21 protein-coding genes and 1 pseudogene are annotated in these 23,511 nt (G+C 34.0%); 17 read left to right on the top strand and 5 right to left on the bottom strand.

The window, feature by feature from the left end; all coding sequences use genetic code 11:
• Window positions 1–54: 54 nt before the first annotated feature.
• Complete coding sequence (locus CQA62_RS05950; protein WP_408609840.1) at window positions 55–546, top strand: adenylyl-sulfate kinase; 492 nt, start codon at window positions 55–57, stop codon at window positions 544–546.
• Here the strand turns inward: CQA62_RS05950 and CQA62_RS05945 are convergent.
• Both CQA62_RS05945 and CQA62_RS05940 read right to left on the bottom strand, forming a co-directional pair.
• Window positions 537–1,568 (bottom strand): hypothetical protein, encoded by a 1,032-nt coding sequence (locus CQA62_RS05945; RefSeq protein WP_115585135.1) that lies wholly within the window; start codon window positions 1,566–1,568, stop codon window positions 537–539. The genes CQA62_RS05950 and CQA62_RS05945 overlap by 10 nt on opposite strands.
• Window positions 1,569–1,571: 3 nt before the next feature.
• Window positions 1,572–2,711: a hypothetical protein gene (locus tag CQA62_RS05940; protein WP_104724773.1), complete on the bottom strand. Its 1,140-nt coding sequence runs from the start codon at window positions 2,709–2,711 to the stop codon at window positions 1,572–1,574.
• Window positions 2,712–3,093: 382 nt separating this feature from the next.
• On the opposite strand from CQA62_RS05940, the gene CQA62_RS05935 reads away from it, so the two are divergent.
• The 6 genes from CQA62_RS05935 to CQA62_RS07090 all read left to right on the top strand — a co-directional run bounded on the left by CQA62_RS05935 (window position 3,094) and on the right by CQA62_RS07090 (window position 8,582).
• A complete protein-coding gene (locus CQA62_RS05935) occupies window positions 3,094–3,861 on the top strand; it encodes a class I SAM-dependent methyltransferase (RefSeq protein ID WP_104724772.1) in 768 nt (255 codons plus the stop codon).
• Window positions 3,858–6,182, top strand: coding sequence for a PEP-utilizing enzyme (locus tag CQA62_RS05930; protein WP_104724771.1), 2,325 nt, complete (start codon window positions 3,858–3,860; stop codon window positions 6,180–6,182). The genes CQA62_RS05935 and CQA62_RS05930 overlap by 4 nt, the downstream gene beginning before the upstream one ends.
• Window positions 6,183–6,791 carry a gamma-glutamyl-CDP-amidate hydrolase gene (locus CQA62_RS05925; RefSeq protein ID WP_104724770.1) on the top strand — a complete coding sequence of 203 codons (609 nt, stop codon included), beginning with the start codon at window positions 6,183–6,185 and terminating at the stop codon, window positions 6,789–6,791. It abuts the gene before it with no gap.
• Window positions 6,788–7,561, top strand: a complete 774-nt coding sequence (locus CQA62_RS05920) for a phosphocholine cytidylyltransferase family protein (RefSeq protein WP_104724769.1) — start codon at window positions 6,788–6,790, stop codon at window positions 7,559–7,561. The genes CQA62_RS05925 and CQA62_RS05920 overlap by 4 nt, the downstream gene beginning before the upstream one ends.
• A complete protein-coding gene (locus CQA62_RS05915) occupies window positions 7,542–8,348 on the top strand; it encodes a 3'(2'),5'-bisphosphate nucleotidase CysQ family protein (RefSeq protein ID WP_104724768.1) in 807 nt (268 codons plus the stop codon). The genes CQA62_RS05920 and CQA62_RS05915 overlap by 20 nt, the downstream gene beginning before the upstream one ends.
• Before the next feature lie 168 nt (window positions 8,349–8,516).
• Window positions 8,517–8,582, top strand: coding sequence for a hypothetical protein (locus CQA62_RS07090; RefSeq protein WP_408609843.1), 66 nt, complete (start codon window positions 8,517–8,519; stop codon window positions 8,580–8,582).
• Window positions 8,583–8,943: 361 nt separating this feature from the next.
• Here the strand turns inward: CQA62_RS07090 and CQA62_RS05910 are convergent, their stop codons facing one another.
• Window positions 8,944–11,505: an ATP-dependent Clp protease ATP-binding subunit gene (locus CQA62_RS05910; protein WP_104724767.1), complete on the bottom strand. Its 2,562-nt coding sequence runs from the start codon at window positions 11,503–11,505 to the stop codon at window positions 8,944–8,946.
• A gap of 353 nt (window positions 11,506–11,858) precedes the next feature.
• Here CQA62_RS05910 and CQA62_RS05905 point away from each other — a divergent pair, with 353 nt between their 5' ends.
• The 10 genes and pseudogenes from CQA62_RS05905 to CQA62_RS05860 all read left to right on the top strand — a co-directional run bounded on the left by CQA62_RS05905 (window position 11,859) and on the right by CQA62_RS05860 (window position 21,080).
• Window positions 11,859–13,175: a S41 family peptidase gene (locus tag CQA62_RS05905; protein ID WP_115585134.1), complete on the top strand. Its 1,317-nt coding sequence runs from the start codon at window positions 11,859–11,861 to the stop codon at window positions 13,173–13,175.
• A gap of 25 nt (window positions 13,176–13,200) precedes the next feature.
• A complete protein-coding gene (gene purC / locus CQA62_RS05900; protein WP_104724765.1) occupies window positions 13,201–13,908 on the top strand; it encodes a phosphoribosylaminoimidazolesuccinocarboxamide synthase in 708 nt (235 codons plus the stop codon).
• Window positions 13,905–14,141 carry a phosphoribosylformylglycinamidine synthase subunit PurS gene (gene purS / locus CQA62_RS05895; RefSeq protein ID WP_104724764.1) on the top strand — a complete coding sequence of 79 codons (237 nt, stop codon included), beginning with the start codon at window positions 13,905–13,907 and terminating at the stop codon, window positions 14,139–14,141. Before purC ends, purS begins: the two co-directional genes overlap by 4 nt.
• A complete protein-coding gene (gene purQ / locus CQA62_RS05890) occupies window positions 14,138–14,788 on the top strand; it encodes a phosphoribosylformylglycinamidine synthase subunit PurQ (protein WP_104724763.1) in 651 nt (216 codons plus the stop codon). The genes purS and purQ overlap by 4 nt, the downstream gene beginning before the upstream one ends.
• Window positions 14,785–15,873, top strand: coding sequence for an SH3 domain-containing protein (locus tag CQA62_RS05885; protein ID WP_104724762.1), 1,089 nt, complete (start codon window positions 14,785–14,787; stop codon window positions 15,871–15,873). Before purQ ends, CQA62_RS05885 begins: the two co-directional genes overlap by 4 nt.
• Entirely contained in the window at window positions 15,860–16,558 is a 699-nt protein-coding gene (locus tag CQA62_RS05880; RefSeq protein WP_104724761.1) for a lysophospholipid acyltransferase family protein, read from the top strand. The genes CQA62_RS05885 and CQA62_RS05880 overlap by 14 nt, the downstream gene beginning before the upstream one ends.
• Window positions 16,558–18,492, top strand: a pseudogene (abc-f, locus tag CQA62_RS05875) (ribosomal protection-like ABC-F family protein). The gene CQA62_RS05880 and the pseudogene abc-f overlap by 1 nt, the downstream one beginning before the upstream one ends.
• Before the next feature lie 32 nt (window positions 18,493–18,524).
• Window positions 18,525–19,445, top strand: coding sequence for a branched-chain amino acid transaminase (locus CQA62_RS05870; RefSeq protein ID WP_104724760.1), 921 nt, complete (start codon window positions 18,525–18,527; stop codon window positions 19,443–19,445).
• Window positions 19,446–19,448: 3 nt separating this feature from the next.
• On the top strand, window positions 19,449–20,522 hold the full coding sequence (locus tag CQA62_RS05865) for a prohibitin family protein (RefSeq protein ID WP_104724759.1): 1,074 nt from the start codon (window positions 19,449–19,451) through the stop codon (window positions 20,520–20,522).
• Window positions 20,523–20,531: 9 nt separating this feature from the next.
• A complete protein-coding gene (locus CQA62_RS05860; RefSeq protein WP_104724758.1) occupies window positions 20,532–21,080 on the top strand; it encodes a DUF2393 family protein in 549 nt (182 codons plus the stop codon).
• Between the two features lie 324 nt (window positions 21,081–21,404).
• On the opposite strand, the gene CQA62_RS05855 is transcribed toward CQA62_RS05860, so the two are convergent.
• Together CQA62_RS05855 and CQA62_RS05850 are read right to left on the bottom strand one after the other, a co-directional pair.
• Complete coding sequence (locus CQA62_RS05855; RefSeq protein WP_104724757.1) at window positions 21,405–21,914, bottom strand: GDYXXLXY domain-containing protein; 510 nt, start codon at window positions 21,912–21,914, stop codon at window positions 21,405–21,407.
• Complete coding sequence (locus CQA62_RS05850; RefSeq protein WP_126498342.1) at window positions 21,898–23,046, bottom strand: DUF2157 domain-containing protein; 1,149 nt, start codon at window positions 23,044–23,046, stop codon at window positions 21,898–21,900. The genes CQA62_RS05855 and CQA62_RS05850 overlap by 17 nt, the downstream gene beginning before the upstream one ends.
• Window positions 23,047–23,511 lie beyond the last annotated feature (465 nt).

Below are 23,511 nucleotides of genomic sequence, written 5' to 3'. Positions count from 1 at the left end.
CTATGATTCTAACCTAAATAATTCAAAATTAATATAATGATACGAGGAGAATTTATGGTGATTTGGTTGATGGGTTTAGCAGGGAGTGGGAAAAGCACATTGGGTAGATTGCTCTATACAAAGCTCAAGAGTGAAGAAGTGGATAATCTTGTTTATCTTGATGGTGATGAGTTTCGTAAGATTATTGGTGCATTTGGCTATGATAAATCCTCTAGAATTGAAGTAGCCAAAAAAAGAGCAATGTTATGTGAAATGCTCTCTAGTCAAGGGTTAATTGTGATTGCTTCAAGCATTTCTATGTTTAAAGAAAATTATGAATTTAATCGTGAGTATATTAAAAAATATTTTGAAGTTTATATTCAGTGTGATATGACAGAGCTCAAGAGAAGAAATCAAAAAGGGTTGTATAGCGGTAAGGTCAAAGATGTAGTTGGACTAGATATAGAAATAGATAATCCACAGGCTGATCTTACTCTAGATAATAGAGAGGGAAAGCTAGAAAAAAATCTTGAGATCTTGGTTGATTTTTTTAAATCTCACCAATAACAGCTTCCTTCAATTTCTGAAGAGTTTTTGATGATTTCCTCTTTATTAGGTCGCACCCAAAACTCATTAAAAAAACTTAAGCCAATCTCCTTTTGCTCCTCTTCCCATCGTCTTCCCTTAATCCCAAAAAAGAGCTGCGTAGCCCCACCACAGTGCAAAGCAATTTTTCCCATTTTCTTAATATTTGATGCTAAAGGAAAACCATAGGCTCCACATCCAATTAAAGCAATATCAAAATCAATTTTATTAATTTCTTGTGTCATATAATCAAGTGCTTCAAACCAAGTTTTAAAACGTGAGTCTGTTTCTTCATTGATGGTTTGGATTGCTTTAAAAGTCTTGAGATTGAAATGTGGAAGAACTTTTTTATTGGCAAAAAGTTTATCACGATTTTGATATTGGGCTTTAATGGTTTCTTCAAAAGGGTGGACAACAAGTACGGTTGTGTCTTTAAAAGCATAAGAAAAAGGTATGGTAGATTCTATTTGGGGTCTAAAAAAGTCGAGCTCAGTAATAATGGCTTGAGAATGGCAAAAAGATTTAATGAAATAATCTTCAAATGATAGTCCGCCAGACCAAGTACCAAAAACATCGCAATTTGAAGTTGCCTCTTGCATAATATTTGTAAATTTTTTTAGTTCTGTGTAAATTTCTGATTGACTTTGTAGATTTTTGGGGAAAAATCCAGCATTTTTGCAAAGTGTCATATAAACTGAGCGCAGTGATTTGAGAATATGTTTTTCAAAAAGTAAAACATCTCGCATTGTTATGCACTCGGTATATCCATATCTTCCCATCATAAGAGGTGAGTTTACCCCCCCCCCTAAGAGATCATAGGCTATTTTATTAAAATCTTTTGAGCAAATTTGTATGTCTTTAAAAGGATTTTTTGGGTGTGAAAGTAATTTGAGTTTTTTTCCCACCCTGTAAAAATAGGTGTGAAAAAGTGGAGGAAGGAGTTCTGGACTTTTGCATAGAGCTACTGGATTGAAAAACTCTCTTTTAAAAAAATTTTTTAACATCATTTAGCCTTTGATTTTAGAAAATTCATCATAAACTTTCCATTTTGTTAGGATTTCTTGAGGGATGAGTGAAACTTGATCTCTGAGAAGTGCTTGAATTTGCTCTATGTGATTATGCTTTTGGATTAGTTTGATTATGGTTTGTGAGTTTGTTTTGAGCTTTTCATACTCTTCTATAATACTTTTGTAGCCATTCAAATAGTTTTCAAGAATCGTTTGTAACTCTGATGTCAATACAATCTTTTCTTTAGAAAAAAGAAAAAGTGTTTCTTTGGGCAAAATATTACTTTTATAGGGTTGCTGATAGGTATAGCCCAAATCATTGCAGTAGTTTGGACAGGTATAATGAGGATAAGACATAATGCGAAAAAAATGAGGGAAGGAAGAGAGATATAGTTCTTGATCTTGATAAATGATTGGATTTGCAAAATATCTTTGAATAGGAGAATTGATTGAACAGAGAAAAGACTCAGAAAATGAAATAGAAAGATCTAGAAACTCAGCAATTTTTTGCATTGTTGGATAAGTTTTCTCACCCATAAGATCTGAGCAATCTACAAAACAATATTTACTAATTTTATTGTTTAGGTATTGCATATTTTTTTTAAGACTAAATGAAGCTTCAATATGTTCGAGAGCGTACATATAAATTTGATCTATATGTATAGGTAGATTAGAATGTAATTTTGTAAAAACTTCGTGATTTATTACTGAGGTAAGAGTTAGTATAGGATCTCTAACAATGATAATAGCAGGAGCCTTTTTTGTGAGATTTGTTTTAACCCATCTTTCTCCCCCAGGTATTTTATTATCAAAGGTAATTCCCCATTGTCCAATTTGCTCTTGCGAAATAATAGGATACATCTTGCTGTAAAATCTCAGAGAAGTGAAATGTCCAAAGAGATCAAATCTTCTTGATAAAATATGTATCGGCATAGGATACACATTTTTGGAATATTTTGTTTTGCACAAAGAAATATAATAAAGCAAAGAATGAAGACCAACACCATGCGCACCTACAATAAAAAAAGAATAGCTTTGAGGTAGTTTAAAATAGCAATTAGCAAATGTGGCAAAGCGATTTTGTGTGATGTACTTTATTATTGTTTTTGCATTTTTTCTTATCATCTTATTAAGTTGCATTATGATTGATCCTTATTTTTTGGTTTAGCTTATTTAAGAATATGTTCAGGTGTAATTTTATATTAATTTTTAATTAAATACGTGATTTTTAGTTAAGATGAGAAGATAGTATAGTATCATTATTCTAGAGTGTTTTTTAATACATAAAATAACTTTAAAGTTAGTACTTTGTTTTTGCATTTAACTCTGCATTTGATGCTTATTTTGTGCATGGCAAAGTGTTAAAATCCATATTGGGATTTGGATACTCAAGAAGGTAGGGAGCTTTTTGAAAAAATTGTTGATAAAATTAAAAGGCTCTTTTTCAAGATTTTAAAATTAAATATATGATACGTTCTTGGAGTGCGCAACGAAGAGAATAGTAGAAATTTAGGAGATTTAGGTGAAGCAAGGTGATTTTACACAGGTAGCAAAACACTACCACAATAGACCAGCATACAGTCAGATGCTTTTAGAGAAATTAATTTTATGTGTTAGTGATGGGAATATCCCCCCCCCCCTGAAAGTTATTGAAGTAGGTGCAGGAACTGGAAAAATGACTGCCATGTTGGGACAATTGGGACTTTCTGTTACTGCAGTTGAACCTAATGATAATATGAGAAATGAGGGAATTGCCTATACAAAAGGTTTGTCTGTAGATTGGAAAAAAGGAAGTGGTGAGGAAACTTTTCTACCTGATGGTTGTGCGGATTGGGTGATAATGGCAAGTTCTTTTCATTGGACAGATCCCAAAAAATCTCTCCCCGAGTTTGCACGAATTCTAAAAAGTGGTGGATATTTTACGGCAATTTGGAATCCTCGCCATATTGAAGAAGGATCTATTTTTGATGAGATTGAAAAAGAGATTAAAAGTATTGTACCCGAGCTCTCAAGAGTAAGTAGTGGAAAACAAAACGTCAAGAAATGGGAAGAGATTTTAATCTCTACTGGTGATTTTAAAGATTGCTTTTTTATGGAATGTGATTATCAAGAAGTAATGAGTAAAGAGCGTTACTTAGGTGCTTGGCATTCTGTTAATGATATTCAAGCTCAGGCAGGAGATGAAAGATGGAGGAAAATTTTAAAAATGATTCAAGAGAAAATTTCTACTATGGATAAAATTATTGTTCCTTATAAAATCAGAGCTTGGACTGTAAAAAGGGCAAAATGAAACTCCAATTTGGAACAAAAGCACAGAATCTAGTCAATTTATATGGACTCCTTCAATCTGCTAGAGTTTTACCTAGCGTAGTTTTAAAAGTATCTCAAGATTGGCAAAAGAGACTTCAAGACATTACAGCTTTGGGAGAAGAGGTGATTATTCGAAGCTCTTCAAATGCTGAAGATACTCAAAATTGTTCAAATGCTGGAGCATTTTTAAGTTTACCTCATATTAATACAGGCGATACTGCTCAATTACAAGAAGCCATCAGTAGGGTTGCATCTTCAATGACCAATGAGGAGAGTGGAGATGGGGGTGAGATTCTTATTCAGCCTATGCTCTCAAATATTTGCTCTTGTGGAGTGGCATTTAGCGTAGATAAAGAAAACCTCTCACCTTATTTTTGTATCGAATACGATAGAAGTGGATCGACTTCCTCTATTACTGCTGGTGAAAATACAGAAAGTGTATCTTCTTTTATTTTTAGGGATTATGAGTTTACCTCAGTTAATCATCTCAGTCAAATTATTCAAATGATTAGAGAACTTGAAGAGATTTATGAATATTCATTCTTGGATGTCGAATTTGCTTTTGCTCTCAATGAAGAAGGGGTAGAAAACCTCTATTGTCTTCAAGTGAGACCATTGGTTATTGCTAATAAGATGGATTTATTTCATCAGATTAGTAAAAATGATTTAGATAGGCTTTCAAAACGGATTAATATGCTTTCAAAGATCAATCATGGTGTATTGGGTGAGAAAAAAATTTTTGGTGTGATGCCAGATTGGAATCCTGCAGAAATTATTGGCTTACGACCCAAGCGATTGGCATTAAGTTTATATAAAGAAATTATCACAGACAATATTTGGGCTTATCAGAGAAAAAATTATGGTTACAGAGATTTACATTCCCATCAATTAATGCATTCATTTTTTGGGATTCCCTATATTGATGTTCAGCTTTCTTTTAATTCTTTCATTCCTGCAAAAATTAATGACACTCTTGCCTCAAAACTTGCCAATTATTATTTATTACTGCTTGAGAAATCTCCATATTTACATGATAAAGTTGAGTTTGAAATTGTTTTTTCTTGTTTTGATTTTTCCAGTGAATATAAACTTGAGGGTTTGCTAGAACAAGGTTTTAACCATCAAGAGATTTCTACTCTCAAAAATGCACTGCTTGATTTGACAAACAATATCATCTCTTCTACATCAGGCTTGTATCTTGAGGATATGAAGAAGATTGAGATTTTGCAAAAGCGATATTGTAAGCTTATAGAGACTGATATGAGTAAGTTAGATTTACTTTATTGGTTGATTGAAGATTGCAAAAGATTTGGAACACTCCCTTTTGCAGGGATAGCAAGGGCAGCATTTGTAGCAATGCAGATTTTGAATTCCATGGTTGTGGAGGGCTTGATTTGCTCTGAGCAAAAAAAGCAATTTTTAGAATCACTCAATACTATTAGCAAACAACTCTCATATGATAGAGCAAGATTAAGCAAAGAAGAGTTTTTACAAAAATATGGACATTTGCGTGCAGGGACTTATGATATTTTATCCCCTCGTTATGATGAGGATTTTGAAAAATATTTTGGAGATTTTGAAGTTGAAGCTCCAAATTCTAAGATGGGTGGAATTATTTTTGAAGAGGGGCAAATCAAGAAAATCGATTTGGCATTAGAAAAAAATGGCCTTCGAATTACTGCAAATGATTTGTTTGTTTTTATGAGAACAGCAATTGAAGGAAGAGAGAGTTCAAAATTTGAATTTACAAAGATGCTTTCAAAAGCAATTGAGATTATTGGAGAGATTGGTGGATATTATCAGATTCCATTAGGGAAAATGGCGCATCTTGATATTAAAGAGATTTTAAGTCTGCACTCTACACTTTATAAAGAAAATCCAAGAGAACGTTTTTTGCATCAAATTAAAAGTAATGAACAAGATTATCTTGCAACTTGTGCAATCAAGCTCCCACCTCTTATTCTTAGAGGTGATGATGTATTTTGCTTTTCTACTTCTGTAGTTTTACCCAACTTTGTCACATTTGAAACAATTGTTGCAGATGTGGCTTTTGATAGGGAATTGCAAGGCAAGATTGTATTAATTGATGCAGCAGATCCTGGTTATGACTATCTTTTTACTAAAGGGATTGCAGGGCTTGTAACCTGCTATGGTGGGGCAAATTCGCATATGGCTATTCGCTGCTCAGAACTTGGACTTCCTGCAGTCATTGGAGTAGGGGAAGAAAAATTTGCAATTTATAAAAAAGCAAAACGTCTTCACATTGATTGTCTTAATCAAAAAATCTTCCCTATTTTTTAGATGAAAAAAAGAATTATTGCTATTACCCAGCGGCTTGCAATCCAAGAGAGTTATAAAGAAAGACGTGAGATTTTAGCTTGTGATTGGGGTGAGTTTTTTAAAAAAAGAAATATTCTTCCCATTCCCTTGAGCTATGCAATTCCATTGAGCGAGTATGCCCCAATCTTAAATGGAGTAATTTTAAGTGGTGGGAATGATTTGAGTCTTTTTAGTGATGAATCTAGCTCTTTGATTCGTGATAATTATGAGAAAGAGGTAATAGAGTTTTGCTCTTCTTGTGCTATTCCACTTTTGGGGGTTTGTCGCGGAGCACAAATGATTGCACATTATTTTAATTCTATACTTTTTAAGACTGATGGGCATATGAGGGAACATAGTATTATGTGGAGTGATGGAGGATATGATAGAGTAAATTCCTATCATCATTATAAAATCTCATATCTTGGAGATGAGTTAGAAAGTCAGGCAATTAGCAAGGATGGCGGAATTGAGGCCTTTTCACACAAAGCTCTACCTATTTTTGGAATGATGTGGCATTTAGAGCGAGAAAAAGAAATGACAAACTCGACCTCAAGAGTGTTTAAAAAATTTTTGGAGAATATAAAATGAATGCATTGATACTGGCAGCAGGTTTTGGATCAAGATTAATGCCATTGACACAAAATAAGCCCAAATGTATGGTGGAATGTAATGGAAAGAAAATTATTGATTATGAGATTGAATCTTTGAAAGAAGCAGGAATAAAAAAAATTGCAGTTGTTGGTGGTTATCTTTTTGATGTGCTTGCCTCTCATCTTGCAAATCAGAATATAGTTGATATTTACTACAATGAGAAATATGTAACCACAAATATGGTGAGCACTTTTTTTTGTGCATTGGATTTTTTGCATTCTTGTATAAAAGAGGGTCAAGATTTGATTATTTCTTATGCAGATATTATTTATCATCCTAACATTGTGAAAAAATTATCTCAAGCACAAGGTGAATTTTGTGTTGTTGTAGATTTGGATTGGCAGAGGCTATGGGAGAAAAGATTTGAAAATCCACTCAATGATGCAGAAACACTTAAAGTTGTTGATGGAAAAATTATTGAGCTAGGAAAGAAACCCAAAAGTATTAAAGAAGTGGAGGGGCAATATATTGGTCTTTTTAAGTTTTCTCATACTTTTTTAAAAAGAGTTATTAAAGAATATGAGGCAATGAATAGAGAGGCAATCTATGATGGATGTAATTTTGAAAAAATGTATATGACAAGCTTTCTACAACACCTTATTTATCGTTTCAATAATGCTCAGCCTGTATTTATTTATGGAGAATGGGGTGAAATAGATTGTGTCAAAGATTTAGAGATTATGGAAAATGAAAAAATTATTTGCTGAAACTATTGCTATTGCTATAATTGCTGGAGAGAAAATACTCAAATACTATAAGACAAATATAGATTATGTACTCAAGAATGATTTTTCTCCAATCACTCAAGCAGATTTAGAAAGCAATGACTTTATTTTAGAATCTCTAAAATCTACTTTTCCTGTGTGCAGTGAAGAAAGGTTTATTTCACTACAAGAGAGACAGAGAGGTGAATACTATTGGCTAGTAGACCCCCTAGATGGGACAAAGGATTTTATTGCGCAAAATAATCACTTTAGTGTCAATATAGCATTGATGAAAAAAGATATTCCAATTTTTGGTGTTATTTATATTCCTGCGATGAAGAAGCTTTATGCAGGAGGAGAGATTGGATTTTGGGGGTTAAAAGGAGAGGAGATAAAATATTTCTCTCTCTCTCCTGCATGGGAAAAGCTTCAGAGATTTTATTATCATCAATATCCACGATCGCAATTTATTGGCTGTGATAGTAAATTTCATAGTACTGATACTGGGGTGAATTTTTTTAAACAATATCAACTTAGAAAAATGGCTATTGGTTCAAGTATAAAGTTTTGTGCTTTGAGCTTAGGGATTGCAGATATTTATCCAAGATTTAATGGATCAAAAGAGTGGGATACTGCCGCAGGAGATGCGATATTACGTAGTGTTGGTGGATTTCTATACGATACCAAAACTCAAGAGATTTTACGTTATGGAAAAGAAGATCTAAAAAATAATTTCTTTATCGCCTTTTCTCCAAGATTAAAAGATATTTACAAAGAGTTCTTGAAATAATTTCTCTCAGAGATTTTAATGGAATGAGGCTAAGCTATAACTTATAATCAAGAATTAAAGGAAAAGAAATACAGCCCCTTAATTTCTCCCTCCATTGAAATCAAAGCCTTATTTGAGAGATTGCTTTAATTCTGTTATCAATCAAACTTATCAAATTTATAAATTATTTTGGTAGATGATAGAAGTACGGATGAGAGCCTTAAAATAGCAAAAGAATATTTTAAAAGTGATTAGAAGATGGCACCTATTCTATTAGTAACATTTGCTCAAAGCTTTCAATGAGGAGATGCTTTAAAGGTGAAATACTGTCGCTTTGGTTGCTCTTGTGCAATGATGATTTCAGAATAGATGAGTTTATGCAACAAAAAGATTTGAGCAATGAGATGAAAAGATTCTTAAGTCAATGATTAAAAGACACACTATTTATGTCTTTGGAAGATGTGCTTTTGAGAGGATCTAAAAATGTAGGAGAACCTTATTCTTTGCTGCTGAATTATACAAATAACCTTCCTCGAACTTCTAGGCTCACTTATTATTATCCCAAAATCTTTAGAATCCTTAAAAAACTCAAAATAATGGTGAGAGATTAGGGTTTTTACTCCACCTCCACCTCTCCATTACTTTTGAAAATTACCTTATTTCCTTCTTTAACCTTGTCTTCTAAAATAAGTTCTGCAAGCTTGTCTTCAACCCTTTCATATACAGCTCTTTTAAGGGGTCTAGCACCATAGATTGGATCAAATCCTGCTTGAGCAATTTGCTCCTTTGCTTCTTGTGTAAGCTCAATATAAATTCCCCTCTCTTGAGCTTTTTTAGCCACTTGAGCAAACATAATATCTACAATTTTGACAATCCCTTGCAAATCTAAAGGATTAAAAATCACAATATCATCTAATCGATTGAGAAATTCAGGCTTAAAGTAGGATTTAAGACACTCTTGGACGGCCTTTTCCCTCTCTGCCTTATTGGTGATTTCTATAATCTTATCGCTTCCAATATTGCTTGTAAGAATGATGATTGTATTTCTAAAATCAACCACAACTCCTTTGTTATCAGTTAATCGTCCATCATCAAGGACTTGAAGCAAAAGATTGAAAACATCAGGATGTGCTTTTTCGATCTCATCAAAAAGTACAACACTATAGGGTTTGCGTCGCACGGCTTCTGTGAGTTGCCCTCCTTCTTCATATCCTACATACCCTGGAGGTGCTCCAACTAGACGAGAGACAGCGTGTTTTTCCATATACTCACTCATATCAATACGGATAAGATTTTTTTCACTATCAAAGAGAAATTTTGCAAGTGATTTAGCACTTTGGGTTTTTCCTACCCCTGTGCTTCCTAAGAAGAGAAAGCTTCCAATAGGGCGATTAAGCTCACTTAATCCTGCTTTATTGCGTTTAATGACACGAGAGATTGCTCTAAGTGCTTCTTCTTGTCCTACTACACTCTTTTGCAATTCTTCTTGGACTTTAAGAATCTTTTCTTTTTCACTTTGGAGCATCTTTTGCACAGGAATTCCGCTCCATCGACTTACAATCCCTGCAATGACCTCTTCACTTACAGCATTTTTAAGTAAAGTCCCATTCTCTTGCATTCCTTTCCATTTGAGTTCTAAGGATTTGATTTTCTCCTCACATTCTGGCACTTTTCCATAATCAATTTCTGCTGCTTTGTTGTAGTCACCATTTCTTTTGGCAAGTTCAGATTCGCGTTTAAGGCTATCAATTTGGCTTCTTAGAGTTGCAATCTCTTTAAATACTGCTTTTTCATTATCAAATTGACTTTGAAGCAAAGTTTGTTTCTCTTGCTCATTACTAAGTTCCTTTTGTATTTCTGCCAATCGTTCAGTATTCCCCCCTTCCATATTGAGGGCCTGTTTTTCTACCTCTAAGCGTTGGATGTTGCGTTTAACCTTACTAAGCTCATTGGGTTCAGATTCAATTTGCATTTTTAATTCCGCTGCTCCCTCATCAATAAGATCAATCGCCTTATCAGGCAAGAAGCGATTAGAGATATAACGGTCTGAAAGTTTTGCAGCAGCTACAAGTGCACTATCAGTAATGCTCACATTGTGATGGGCTTCTAACTTTTCCTTGATTCCTCTTAGGATTTGTAATGCCTCATTGACACTGGGTTCAGCTACATCAATGGGTTGAAATCTCCTTACAAGTGCTGCGTCTTTTTCAAAATATTTTCTATATTCTTTAAGTGTTGTGGCACCAATGGTATGAAGTTCTCCTCTTGCAAGAGCAGGTTTTAAAATATTAGCTGCATCCATACTTCCTTCACTTGCTCCTGCTCCTACAATAGTGTGAATTTCATCAATAAAAAGAATAATGTTTCCTGCTTTTTTAACCTCTTCAATGACTTTTTTAAGACGCTCTTCAAACTCTCCCCGATATTTTGCACCTGCAACAAGAGTGCTCATATCAAGTGAAATCACACGTTTATTTTGTAGGCTTGTAGGCACATCATTACTCACTATTCTTTGTGCTAATCCTTCGACTACAGCAGTTTTTCCTACCCCTGGCTCTCCTAGAAGAATAGGATTATTTTTGGTTTTTCTAATGAGGATTTGCATCATTCTTTGAATCTCTTCATCTCTTCCAATGACGGGATCTAAAGTGTTTTCCAATGCTTTTTGTGTAAGATCAATTCCAAATTTTTGCAATGATTCTAAGAGTTCATCATCATTTTGATTTTGAATTTTTGTCCCTCCACGAATACTTTCTAATGTTTTTTTCACTTCTAAGATATCAAGATAGGCAGAAAAAAGAGATTTAATCTTCTCATCGTTTTGTAATGTGGAGATGATATAGGTATCCACAGAAAGGAATTGATCCCCTTGTTGTGTTGCTAGTGCTAAAGCTGTATCTAAGCTATTACTGAGTTCTCTTGAGATTTGAAGGGTTTCTTTGCTTACATTTGAGCTTTTAGGAAGTCTATCTACTGCGCTTTTAAGTTCTAGTTCTAATGCAGTTTTGTCAAAATCCATTTTATTAAATGCTTGATTAAGAATAGATTGATGATTAACTACAAGTGACCAGATAAGGTGAAGAGGGACAATCTCTTGATTTTTGGCATGTAACGCAAGAAGAAATGAAGAATCAAGAGTCTCTCTGAGTTGATTAGTCATTTTTTCAAAAATATTCATAATTTCTCCTTTTTTCATTTAAATTATCTGAGTGCTAAAATTTTTATACTCTAATAATTTTGGCATTATATAAGTTTAGTTATTTACTATAAATTTACCTTATAATATTTCGCTAAGAGTTTAGAATTTAAACCTATATTCCTTGTATTTATTTTGATTAAAAATATAAAACATTAGAAAAATAAATATTGAGTTGGTCTATCTTTTAGACTAAGCAACACAAGAAATAAGTATGAATTTATGAGATTTTAATGCAGAGTTGTTTTAATCACAGATCTCAATGATTGAAGTGGAGTTTACTGACTTTTTTAGTGTAAAATTAATCGATTAACATTTTTAATGATGAGGGAAAAATGAAAAATCATTTAAAGTTTTTAGGATTTGGAAGCCTAATTTTAGCATTGTGCATTGCTGTAGGATTATATGCAGTAGAGCAAAAAGATCAAAAAGAGCAACAATCTCAAAATCGACTTGAGCCTTATAAGAAATTGCGCAAGGTCATTAATCTTGTCGAGACAAGTTATGTCGATGAGGTTGAGCTTGATAAAATCGTAGATAAAGCTATTGAAGGTTTATTGAACAATCTTGATGCACATTCAGCTTATCTTGATGAGAAAAAATTTAGAGATTTGCAAACTCAAACTAATGGTGAGTTTGGTGGAATTGGAATTACTCTTGGGATGAAAGATGGAGCCTTGACAGTTATTGCACCGCTTGATGATTCTCCAGCAGATAAAGTAGGGATTAAAGCAGGGGATGTAATTTTAAAAATTAATGATAAAAATACTTTAAATATGAGTATTGATGATGCAGTAAATATTATGAGAGGAAAAGCTGGAACTTCTCTTGAACTTACAATTTATCGTAAAAATGAGAGTAAGCCACTTATTTTTAACCTCAAGAGAGATAATATTAAGATTGATTCTGTATTTGGACGCAAGATTGATGGGACGAATTTTTATTATTTACGTGTAACTTCCTTTGATAAGAATGTAGCTTCAAGCGTGCAAAAATTTCTTAAAAAAGCTGGAAAGATTGATGGGATTATTCTTGATCTTAGAAATAATCCTGGAGGTTTACTCAATCAAGCTGTTGCACTCTCTGAACTTTTTATTAAAGAAGGTGTTGTTGTTTCTCAAAAGGGAAGAAATAAAAATGAAAATATTGAGTTTAAAGTGGATGGAAAAGCTCCTTATGCTACGATCCCACTTGTTGTATTGATTAATGGTGGAAGTGCAAGTGCAAGTGAGATTGTTGCAGGGGCACTGCAAGATCATAAGCGAGCAGTGCTTGTGGGGGAGCAGAGTTTTGGAAAAGGAAGTGTGCAAATTGTGCTTGAGCTTGGAAAAACTGATGCTCTCAAACTTACAACAGCAAAATATTATTTACCTAGTGGAAGAACAATTCAGGCTGTGGGCGTAAAACCTGATATTCAAGCTTCTTATGGAAAGGTTCCCCAATCCCAAAAGAGTGGATTTGAAATTAAAGAATCTGACTTAAGGGTGCATCTTGAAAATGAGCTAGAAAAAATTGATCAAAAAGAAAATAAGAAAGATAAACAAAAGTCTCCCAGCAAAGAAAAAACCATTACACAGGAGGATATTAATAACGACAATCAACTTAAAGTAGGGATTGATACCCTAAAGGCATGGAGTGTTATCAAACAATAGGTCCTAAGAGTATTAAGGAGAAGGTATGCTCATTTATGAAGGAAAAGGAAAGAAGCTTTATAAGGCTAATGAGGAAGGTTGTGTTCTAGCAGAGTTTAAAGATGATTTAACTGCATTTAACGCTTTAAAAAAGGGGGAACAAAAAGGTAAGGGGGAACTTAATTGTTTGATTTCTCAAGCATTATTTACCTTGCTCGAAGACAAGGGAATTGCCACACATTATATTAAGCTTATAGAAAATCATATTATGCTTTGTAGAAAAATGAAAATGATTCCCTTAGAAGTTGTTGTGCGAAATATTGCTACAGGATCTTTGAGTCAAAGGCTTGGAATAGAGGAAGGTAAGACTTTGCCTTTTGCAATCGTGGAGTTTTATTATAAAGATGATGCACTGGGAGACCCATTGCTCAATGATGATCATTGCTTGATTTTAGGTGCTGTGCAAAATAAAGAAGTATTAGAAACTCTGAGAGAACTAGGTAAGAGTATTAATAGAATTTTAAGTGAGTATTTTATACAAAGAGATTTGGTGCTTGTAGATTTCAAGTTAGAGTTTGGATTTGATGAGAGGGGGGAGATTATTTTGGGTGATGAACTTAGCCCTGATAATCTTAGATTATGGGATAAACATACAGGAAAAAAGCTAGATAAAGATGTTTTTCGTCAAGATTTAGGTGATGTTAAAAGTGCCTATGAAGAAGTTCTTTATCGTATTAGAGGAGGCAAGCAATGAGGGTAGAAGTACAAATTATGCTAAAAAATGGAGTGCTTGATCCTCAAGCTAAGGCGATCACTCAAGCTCTGCATACAATGGGGTTTGATACACTTACAGAGATTAAAATGGGAAAAAGTATTTTTCTTGAATTTTCTGAAAATGATACCCAAGAGATTAGAGCAAAGGTTGAGAGAATGTGTGAAGAGCTTTTAGCCAATACCGTGATTGAAGATTATGTGATTAAGTTATGAGTGTTGCAATATTACGATTCCCAGGGACAAATTGTGATTTGGATATGGGATATGCTTATGAAAAATTAGGTGCAAAGGTTGAATATGTCTGGCACAGTGATACATCTTTGCCTCAAGGTGTAGATCTTGTAGTTTTTGCAGGGGGATTTAGCTATGGGGACTATCTTAGAAGTGGTGCAATTGCAAAAGTTGCAAATATTATGGGGGCAGTTAGAGATTTTGCTGATAAAGGGGGGAAAGTGCTAGGCATTTGTAATGGGTTTCAAATCCTTACAGAGGCAGGATTGCTTGATGGGGTACTCCATCGCAATAAGGGATTGAGATTTATTGCAAAAAATATAGAGCTTGAAGTAGTCAGCACACAAAATGACTTTCTTTCCTCCTATAAGGTTGGAGAGAAAATTACCCTCCCTATTGCTCATGCTGATGGAAATTATTTTATCAATCAAGAGGGGTTAAAAAGATTGCAAGATAATGATCAAATCCTTTTGCGCTATACCTATGATGTCAATGGTTCTGTGGATAGAATTGCTGGGATTTGCAATAAGGGTAAAAATATTTTTGGTCTTATGCCTCATCCTGAAAGAGCTATAGAATATATTGTGGGTGGAGTAGATGGACTAGCTATGCTTGGAGCATTGCTGTGAGAGTCTTTTTTATCTTCTCTTTATTTTTGGCAATACTTTGGGGAGCAGGGCATCCAAAAATTATCTATCTTAAGCTTATTCCACCCAAAATCCAAGATCGAGGAATTTATGTTGGAGAAAAATTAGAGGTTAAATATGAGCTTTTGCTTTTTGATAATGCCTCTTTACTTGAGGTTGAGTTTATCCCTAATACAAATATAAAACTTGCAAAGGGAGTTGAGCTTTTAAACCCCCAATCTCCTTGGCAAAAAGGGGACAGTGATGCTTATGAGAATACTTTTATATTTAAAATCAAATCCCCACAATTTACACTCCCTACGCTTAAAATTTTAGCACTCTCTGATGATGGGAGTTATACAGATGAGGGGATTGCTAGGGGTATTGGGTTTGAGGCTATTGAGCTTGGGGGGGAATTTTATAGTGATGTGGTTGCTAAGAAACTGACTATCAGTAATGTCAAAGCTAAAAAATATGATGAATGGAATAATATTGTTGTTTTTGATTTAGGTGTTCGAGGAGGGAATATTGAAGATTTTAATATCCCCCAAGCGATTAAGCAAGGGTTTAATGGAGATATCAATAGTGGCGAGGTGCAAAGCGGAATGTATTATGCCGTGATTCCTAATGCTATTCCAAGACTTAAGGTAACTTATTTTAATCTTCAAGATTTACGCTATGAGGAGATTTCCTTTCCTATTAGTGTAAAAATGGATCGTGTCAGCACTCAATCAGATTTGGTGCCTAAGAATACATTTTTGATTTTTAGCAATATTCTTTTAGCATTGATTGCTCTAATTTTGTTGCTTATGGCATTCTATTTTAGAAAAAACAGGATTGTGTTTTATATTTTATTTCTTTTTGTATTGGGGATTGTGATGTATATCTTGTTAGAGTTTGAAAATAAAAAAACACTTACTCTTGTGCAAGATAGTCCCATTGCGATTTTGCCTACATCAAATTCAACAATAATGGAAAATCTTGCTAAAAATTCAAGAGTGAAAGTCATTGGTGAACGTGGAGAGTTTTATAAGATTGATTTAGGAAATATGAGAATAGGATGGATTAAAAAAGATGCTTGTCAATAAATTAAGAGGGATCTACGCCACGATTACAATTGCGGTTGGCTTAGCAGTGATCGTGTTTTTTATAAAATTTTTTCATAAGAAAGATAATGCTAGACTTGCTCGCACTTGGTGTCGCTTATTTTTTCCTTTCAATCGTTTTGAAATTGAGGTTATGGGGGCATTTGATGAGAGTGCAGATATTTTAATGCTCAATCATCAATCTGTTGCAGATATTATTTTTTTGGAGTCCTTACACCCTAGAAATATTTGCTGGATTGCTAAAAAACAACTTGGAGAAATTCCATTTTATGGTTATGCCCTGAGAGGACCTGAGATGATTTTAATTGATCGAGAAGATAAAAGCAGTTTAATCTATCTCCTTAAAGAGGCTAAGATAAAACTTGCACAAAATCGTCCTTTAGTGATTTTTCCAGAGGGAACAAGATGTAAAGATGAGAGCAAATTCTTACCTTTTAAAAGTGGTGCAAAGCTCATTACTGAAAAATTTAATCTCAAAGTTCAGCCTATTGTTTTGGTCAACTCTGCTAAGATTTATAGCACTTCACCTTTCCAAAGCTGTGCTAAAAAAGCAAAAGTCATTGCACTTGAAGCTTTTACACCAGAGAAGGGAAGTGATTGGTATGAAAGCATTCAGGTGCAAATGCAAGAGGTTTATAAGAAACATTACAAGGAGCTTAATCCCTAATGGCACTTCTTTCTCTTCTTGAGGTGAGTAAAACTTATGAGCATAAACATATTCTTCATCAAATTTCTTTAAGTATTAAAGAGGGGGAACGTATAGCTATTGTGGGGAAAAATGGGAGTGGAAAAAGCACTTTACTCAAGCTTATTTGCGCACAGTGTGAGCAAGACAGTGGAGAGAGGGTGATTGAGGGCAATACACTCATTTCTTATTTACCTCAGATTCCTAGTTTTCCTCACAATCTTAGTGTTTATGAAGCTATTGAGCTAAGTTTGCATAAGCTTAAAAGTGCTCATACTCGTTTTGAAGAGATTGGTATTTTATTGCAAAAATCCCCTCAGGATAAAAAACTTCTTGATGAGTATGCAAGTCTTAGTGCCTATATTGATAGGCATAATGCGTGGGACTTGCAAGCAAGAGTAAAAGAGGTGATTGAGCATTTTGGGCTTGAAGAACTTGTTTCACGCGATGTGCATTCGCTCAGTGGAGGAGAGCAAAAACGTGTAGCTCTCTCAACAATCCTTTTTAAACAATGTGATATTTTGCTTCTTGATGAACCAACCAATCATCTTGATGTAGAAATGGTAGAGTTTTTAGAGCAAAAACTCTTAGCTCTTAAGAGCTCTTTAGTCTTTATCAGCCATGATCGCTATTTTATTGAAAATCTTGCTACAAGGGTTGTGGAGGTTGAAAATGCAAAGCTTAGTAGCTTTGAGGGTGGATATAGCTCTTATTTGACTAAAAAAGAAGAGCTTCTTAGGGCTTTAAGCAAAGAGCATGAAGTACTTCTTAAGCTTTTAAAAAATGAAGAAGAGTGGTTAAGACGAGGGGTAAAGGCAAGACTAAAGCGCAATGAGGGAAGAAAAAAGCGAATTATACAAATGAGAGAGGAGGCTAAAAGCAATCCTTCTATTATCCATAAAATGCGTTTGGAGTTAGAGAGAGAAAGAAAGACATTCAATCAAGAAGAGGGCAAAAATCATAAAAAAATACTTTTTGAAGCACATCATATCAGTAAGACCTTGGGAAATAAGAAACTCTTTCATAATTTAAGCTTTATAATCCGACAAAAAGACAAAATTGCTATTGTGGGGAAAAATGGAAGTGGAAAAAGTTCTTTGCTTAAAGTATTGCTTGGAGAGAGTAAGTGTGATAGCGGTGAGCTTAAGAGGGGCGAGATTAGAGTGGGATATTTTGATCAGCATCGAGCTATGCTAGATGAAAGTAAAGATCTTTTAGAAACGTTTTGTCCCAATGGTGGAGATAGGGTAGATGTGTGAGGAAAAAATATGCATATCTATGGTTATCTTAAAAACTTTCTTTTTCCTAAAGAGTTTTTAACTCAAAAAATCTCAGAACTTAGCGGTGGAGAGAAGAATAGAGTAGCTTTAGCATTACTTTTTACCAAAGAGTATGATTGTTTGATTTTAGATGAGCCTACTAATGACTTGGACATCAATACTATTAATATTTTAGAAGAGTATCTTAATAGTTTTGAGGGATGCATTCTTTTTGTGAGTCACGATCGTTATTTTGTAGACAAGATTGCTCAAAAGCTTTTTGTTTTTGAAGGAGAGGGAAGAGTTGTTGAGCGTTATGAAAGTTATAGCCAATTGTTAGAAGAGAAACAAGAGCTCTTAGAGTATAGTTTGATAGAAAAAGAAATCCAAAAAGAGAATAAAGAAAAAAAGATCAAAACTCAAACTAAACTTAGTTATAAAGATCAAAGAGCATTAGAGAGTTTGCCAAGTCAGATTGAAGGACTTGAAGCAGTGATTGCAAAGCTTGAACTAGAATTAAGTGATCCAAAGATTTATGAACAAAGAGGGATTGTGTGTATTGCTAATGAACTTGAAGAATATAAAAAAGAGTATGAGCTTAAGATGGAGCAATATTTTGAACTTTTGCAAAAAAGTGAAGAGCTTAAAGAGTTTTGATAAAATTTCTAAAAAAGTAAATAGGTGAAAAAATGAATGAATCACAATGGATATGGAAAGATGGAGAATTAGTTGCTTGGAAAGATGCAACCACACATGTTCTAAGTCATACATTACATTATGGAAATTCTGTATTTGAGGGAGTAAGAGCATATCCGACAAAAAGAGGTTTAGCAATTTTTCGACTTAAAGACCATACACAAAGATTACTTGATTCTGCAAAGATTGTTGCAATTGATTGCCCCTTTGATGCTGATGAGCTAAATAATGCCCAGATTGATATTCTTAATGCAAATGCATTTGATGGAAAAATAAGTGTGTATTTGCGTCCTTTGATTTATTTAGGTTATGGAAGTATGGGAATTGCTCATTGGAATGCACCTGTCCATGTGATTGTAGCCTGTTGGGAGTGGGGGAATTACTTAGGAGGAGATAGTTTAGAGCAGGGAATTAGAGTGAAAACCAGTTCTTTTAGACGCAATAGTATCAACTCATCTCTATCTAAGGCTAAAGTTGCTGCAAATTATCTTAATTCCCAAATGGCTCGTTATGAGGCACATATGTGTGGATTTCAAGAGTGCTTATTGCTTGATGAAAGTGGAATGGTCGCTGAGGGAAGTGGAGAGTGTATTTTTATTGTGAAAAATGATGTTTTAATTACTCCACCTTGGGACAATACACTTAAATCTATTACGCAAGAGAGTGTAATGGCTTTAGCAAAGTCTGAAGGGATTGAAGTGAGACAACGTCATATTACACGCGATGAAATCTATAGTGCTGATGAAGCATTTTTTGTAGGAACTGCTGCTGAGATTGTGCCTATCAATGAGCTTGATTTTAGAAAGATTGGAAAACAAAGACATATCACCCCCTATTTGCAAGACAAGTTTTTTGCACTTGTGCATGGGGAAGATGAGCGATTCAGTCATTATTTAACTTATATTAAGGAGTAAAAAATGCCAATTGATTTAAATGAACATTTAAAGAAAAGATCTAAAAATTCTCAAGGAGAATCTCCAAGAATCCAACCTAAACAATCTCATAATAACAACCATGGTGGATTTTTAAACAGTAAGGGGATTGTATGGGGGATTGTAGGAATTATCGTGGTTTTAATCTTGCTTCTTGCTCGTCCTTTTGTAGTGATCAAATCAGGAGAAGTGGGGATTAAAGTTACAGCTGGAAAATACGATGATACGCCACTTCAACCAGGATTTCATTTCTTTGTGCCAATTTTGCAAGATGTAATTATTGTAGATACACGTGTAAGGATTATTAATTTTTCTCGCACTGAGGATATGGGGATTGTAGGAAGAAATCAAGGAATTATCCGCAATGATGCGATCTCTGTAATGGATTCAAGAGGCCTTTCAGTTTCTATTGAGCTTACTGTGCAGTATTCACTCAATCCTGCTCAAGTCCCTCAAACAATTGCAACCTATGGACTTTCTTGGGAACAAAAGATTATTAACCCTGTAGTGCGAGATGTGGTTAGAAGTGTTGTGGGTCGCTATCCAGCTGAAGAGCTTCCAATCAAGAGAAATGAAATTGCTCAGCTTATTAGCACAAATATTCAAGAGGAGATTTCACGTCTTCCAAACTCTCCTGTAAGACTTGATTCTGTGCAATTGCGTGAAATTGTATTGCCAGGAAATATTAAAGAGCAAATTGAAAAAGTTCAAATTGCTCGCCAAGAATCTGAACGTGTGAGATATGAGGTAGAAAAAGCTAAACAAGAGGCTGAAAAAGTTGCGGCTCTTGCACGAGGAGAGGCAGAAGCTAATCGTGTAAAAGCTCAAGGTGTGGCAGATGCGATTTTGATTGAGGCAAATGCTCAAAGTAAGGCAAATAAAACAATTGCAGACAGTTTAACACAAAGGCTTTTAGAGCTTAGGCAAATTGAAGTTCAAGGCAAATTTAATGAAGCTCTTAAGGTGAATAAGGATGCACAAATTTTTCTTACACCCAGTGGTGTAGTGCCAAATCTTTGGATTGATGGTAAGGATAAGAAAAGGGCAAGTAGCCAATAGGATAAAGAATTGGAAATCTTACACCAAGCAATTGCTAATGCCAAGGAATTTTTTCTTGGCATGTTTTCAGTTTTGACTTATTATGAATTTTTAGTCTTTGGTGTGCTTTATATTGTTTTTATTTGTGTGTATTTCTTAGGATGTTTAAGTATGAGGGCAAGGTTTTTTATCCCTCAATTTATAAAATTTATTGCTTTGATTATCTTTTTTGTTATTCCTGTATTGATGTATTATTACTCCTCGGAGTATCTTTATAAAACCTCTGTTTCTTATGCGATAAATAAGCCATTAGAATATGCTCCCGCTTTTTTTGTCGATGGTGTGGTTACAAATATTGGACACAGGGAGATAGGCAAGTGTATCTATGTTATTGAGGCTTATCGTAATCCTAAAATTCCTAAAAATAAAATTTTAAACTTTTTCTTCCCACTTTATACGCTTAAATATGAGTTTAAAACATCTTTAAAAGTAGGGCAATCTGAAAATTTCAAGCATACATTTAATCATTTCAAAGCCAAGCACTACACAACAAAAATATATTGTTTTGGGAAGAAATAGATATTTTTAAAAGTTTCTCTATAGGGGTGCAAAGTAGGAGAAAATCCATTTACACATCTAGCACAAAGTCCAAGCAATAAAAAAGTAAGGAAAAACCTTTTTTAAAAAAGAAATCTCTATAAGAATTTTGATCCACAACATAAATTGTGATTGATTGCCAATCTTAGGGGGAGATTTCTTTAATGAATTTGAGTGTAAGTTTTATAATCTATTAATTCTCTTCTTCAAAATCAAACAAGCATATAAGCAATGGCACAAATTGTCTTATGATGAAGATTAAAAGCCAAGAGAAATAATTCTAGTCTCTCTAACATTTGTCATTAATCACTTCTTTATAGATTCTACTTTTAAATCTATAATTCTTGCCTTTTCTTGAAAGATTTTTAAAGTTACAATAGCTCGATTGTTGGGATTGGTAAGTAAATTTTGAATTTCTTGAGCTTCTTTTTTTGGAGCGAAGTATTTTTCTATCTCTACCAAAGGAATAAAATCTCTATGATATTGAGGGGGTTTTATTTTGATGCAAAGTTTATTTTTAGGCAATTTGGGTAAAACTTCATCAAACGTAAAGAGATGAGATTCTGCCTCTTTAAGGCATACAAAAACTCCTTGTGTAAAATCCTCTAAATTAAAATTAGGGGGAGATTTTACTCCATAGTCTAGTCGCACAAAATCTCCAGCAAGTAAATCTTTAGGATCATAGCCTTGAGCAATAACTTTAACCTCTACTCCAAAGGCTATTGGTGCATAAGCCCAAGCAAACATTGCTCCAATTAAAGCAAATTGTAATACACAAGCGACAAAAGGCCATTTTATCTTAAGCGTTTTTAGCATTTTTTTTCCTTGAATAATAAAGCAACCCTAACCCAAAAAGTAAGAAAATTACACTTGTGGTTATGTAATTTTCAATCAATTCAATATAGGTATAAACAATGCTTATGACTAAGATAAGGACTCCTAAGATTTTATAGTTTTCTTTAATACAATAAATCCCTAAGAAGAGTAAGAAAATCAAATGGAGATTTTTAAGAAGTTCAAACCCTGCATAACCAACAAATCCATACCAAATTAAAATACCTAGAGTTACAATACCTAGGAAATAATGCTTAAGGTAAAGATTTGCAGCACATAATAAAGCTAAGAAAATTTGAGCACAAATTATCCACGGATCTATAGGAGTAGGATTAAGCATAAATAATACTAAACCAAAAGCTAAGAATAAGTAAGCATAGAGTTCATAAGTCTTTACATGAAATCCTAAAAATATCAAAGGAATCCAAACTGCACTAAATGAGCCTAAAAATTTAGCAGCATAAATCTCTAATAATATAAAATTCATAAGAGCAAGTAGTCTAGAGCCAATGCGTGAGAGCTTAAAAAAGATACCACTTTGGGCAATAAAACCTAGCAAAATTAGAAAAATTAATGAGTTAGCCAAATTGAGTTTCAAGGTTTCAAAGTTAATGCCAAAGCGATAATCCAAAAGATATCCAATTCCTGCAAAGATATATGCTTGTAGATAAATAACAAAGGATTTAAGAGAAAAAGCAAGCACTAAAAGCACAATCCCAACACTTAAAAATGCTAGGGCAGTGTCATCACCTAAATGGTAGATTTGTGAAAGTAAAGCAATATTTCCAAGTAAGACAAAACCACTTAAAATCCCAAAACTTTGCTTAACACTTGAGCTCTTGGTATAAAAAATACCATAGTGTGTGCCAAAAAGTGCAACAAGGAGTAAAAGGGTTTTAAGGATATTGGGAATTTCTTTCCAATTATGAGCAATGAGTAAAATAAAGGAAAGTCCAATAAAAAGCAAAGAAAAGCTTAAAAACAGGGAGAATTTAGAGTTTTCTTTAAGATTATAACTCTCTAAAATTGTTTGTTCTTGAACTCTTTCAATCATTCCCTTATTAGCCAGTCTAGTAATTTCAGATTTAAGAAATTGTTTTTTATTAAAAACCAATACAAGCTCCTTTTTTAAAGTTAAGTTATATCCAATAAAGGATAATATAGACTTAAAAATTAAAAAAGCTTTGAGCACTAAAAGGCTTGATATTAGGATAAAATTTTAAATTTCTTTTGCTTTTTAAAGAAAATGGATTCAAACTTTTTATATCACTTTTGCCAAAAAAACTCTAAACCAAATCCCTTGGATCATACACATTCACAACCTTTCCTCCTTTACTGAGTGAAGTTTGATTAAACTTTGCATCACTTCTATGAGGTGTAGCTAGAAATATAACTCTATCTAGCTCCCCCCCCCCTCCCTTCCCACTCTCCTAAATTTGCCCTATTCTCCTCTCCACTCCCACTCTGAACCACTTCCTTTCAGAGAACAGAGGGCATACTTGGACCCGCAACGAGCGGAAGACAGTAATAGGGGAGACCAAAGAGACACCGATGGATCAGGATCATTGTGAGGTAGGGG

Source organism: Helicobacter cholecystus (assembly GCF_003364215.1).
Lineage (GTDB): Bacteria > Campylobacterota > Campylobacteria > Campylobacterales > Helicobacteraceae > Helicobacter_G > Helicobacter_G cholecystus.
The sequence above is the reverse complement of the archived record's forward strand: the minus strand, read 5'-3'. Positions and strand labels throughout refer to the sequence as shown.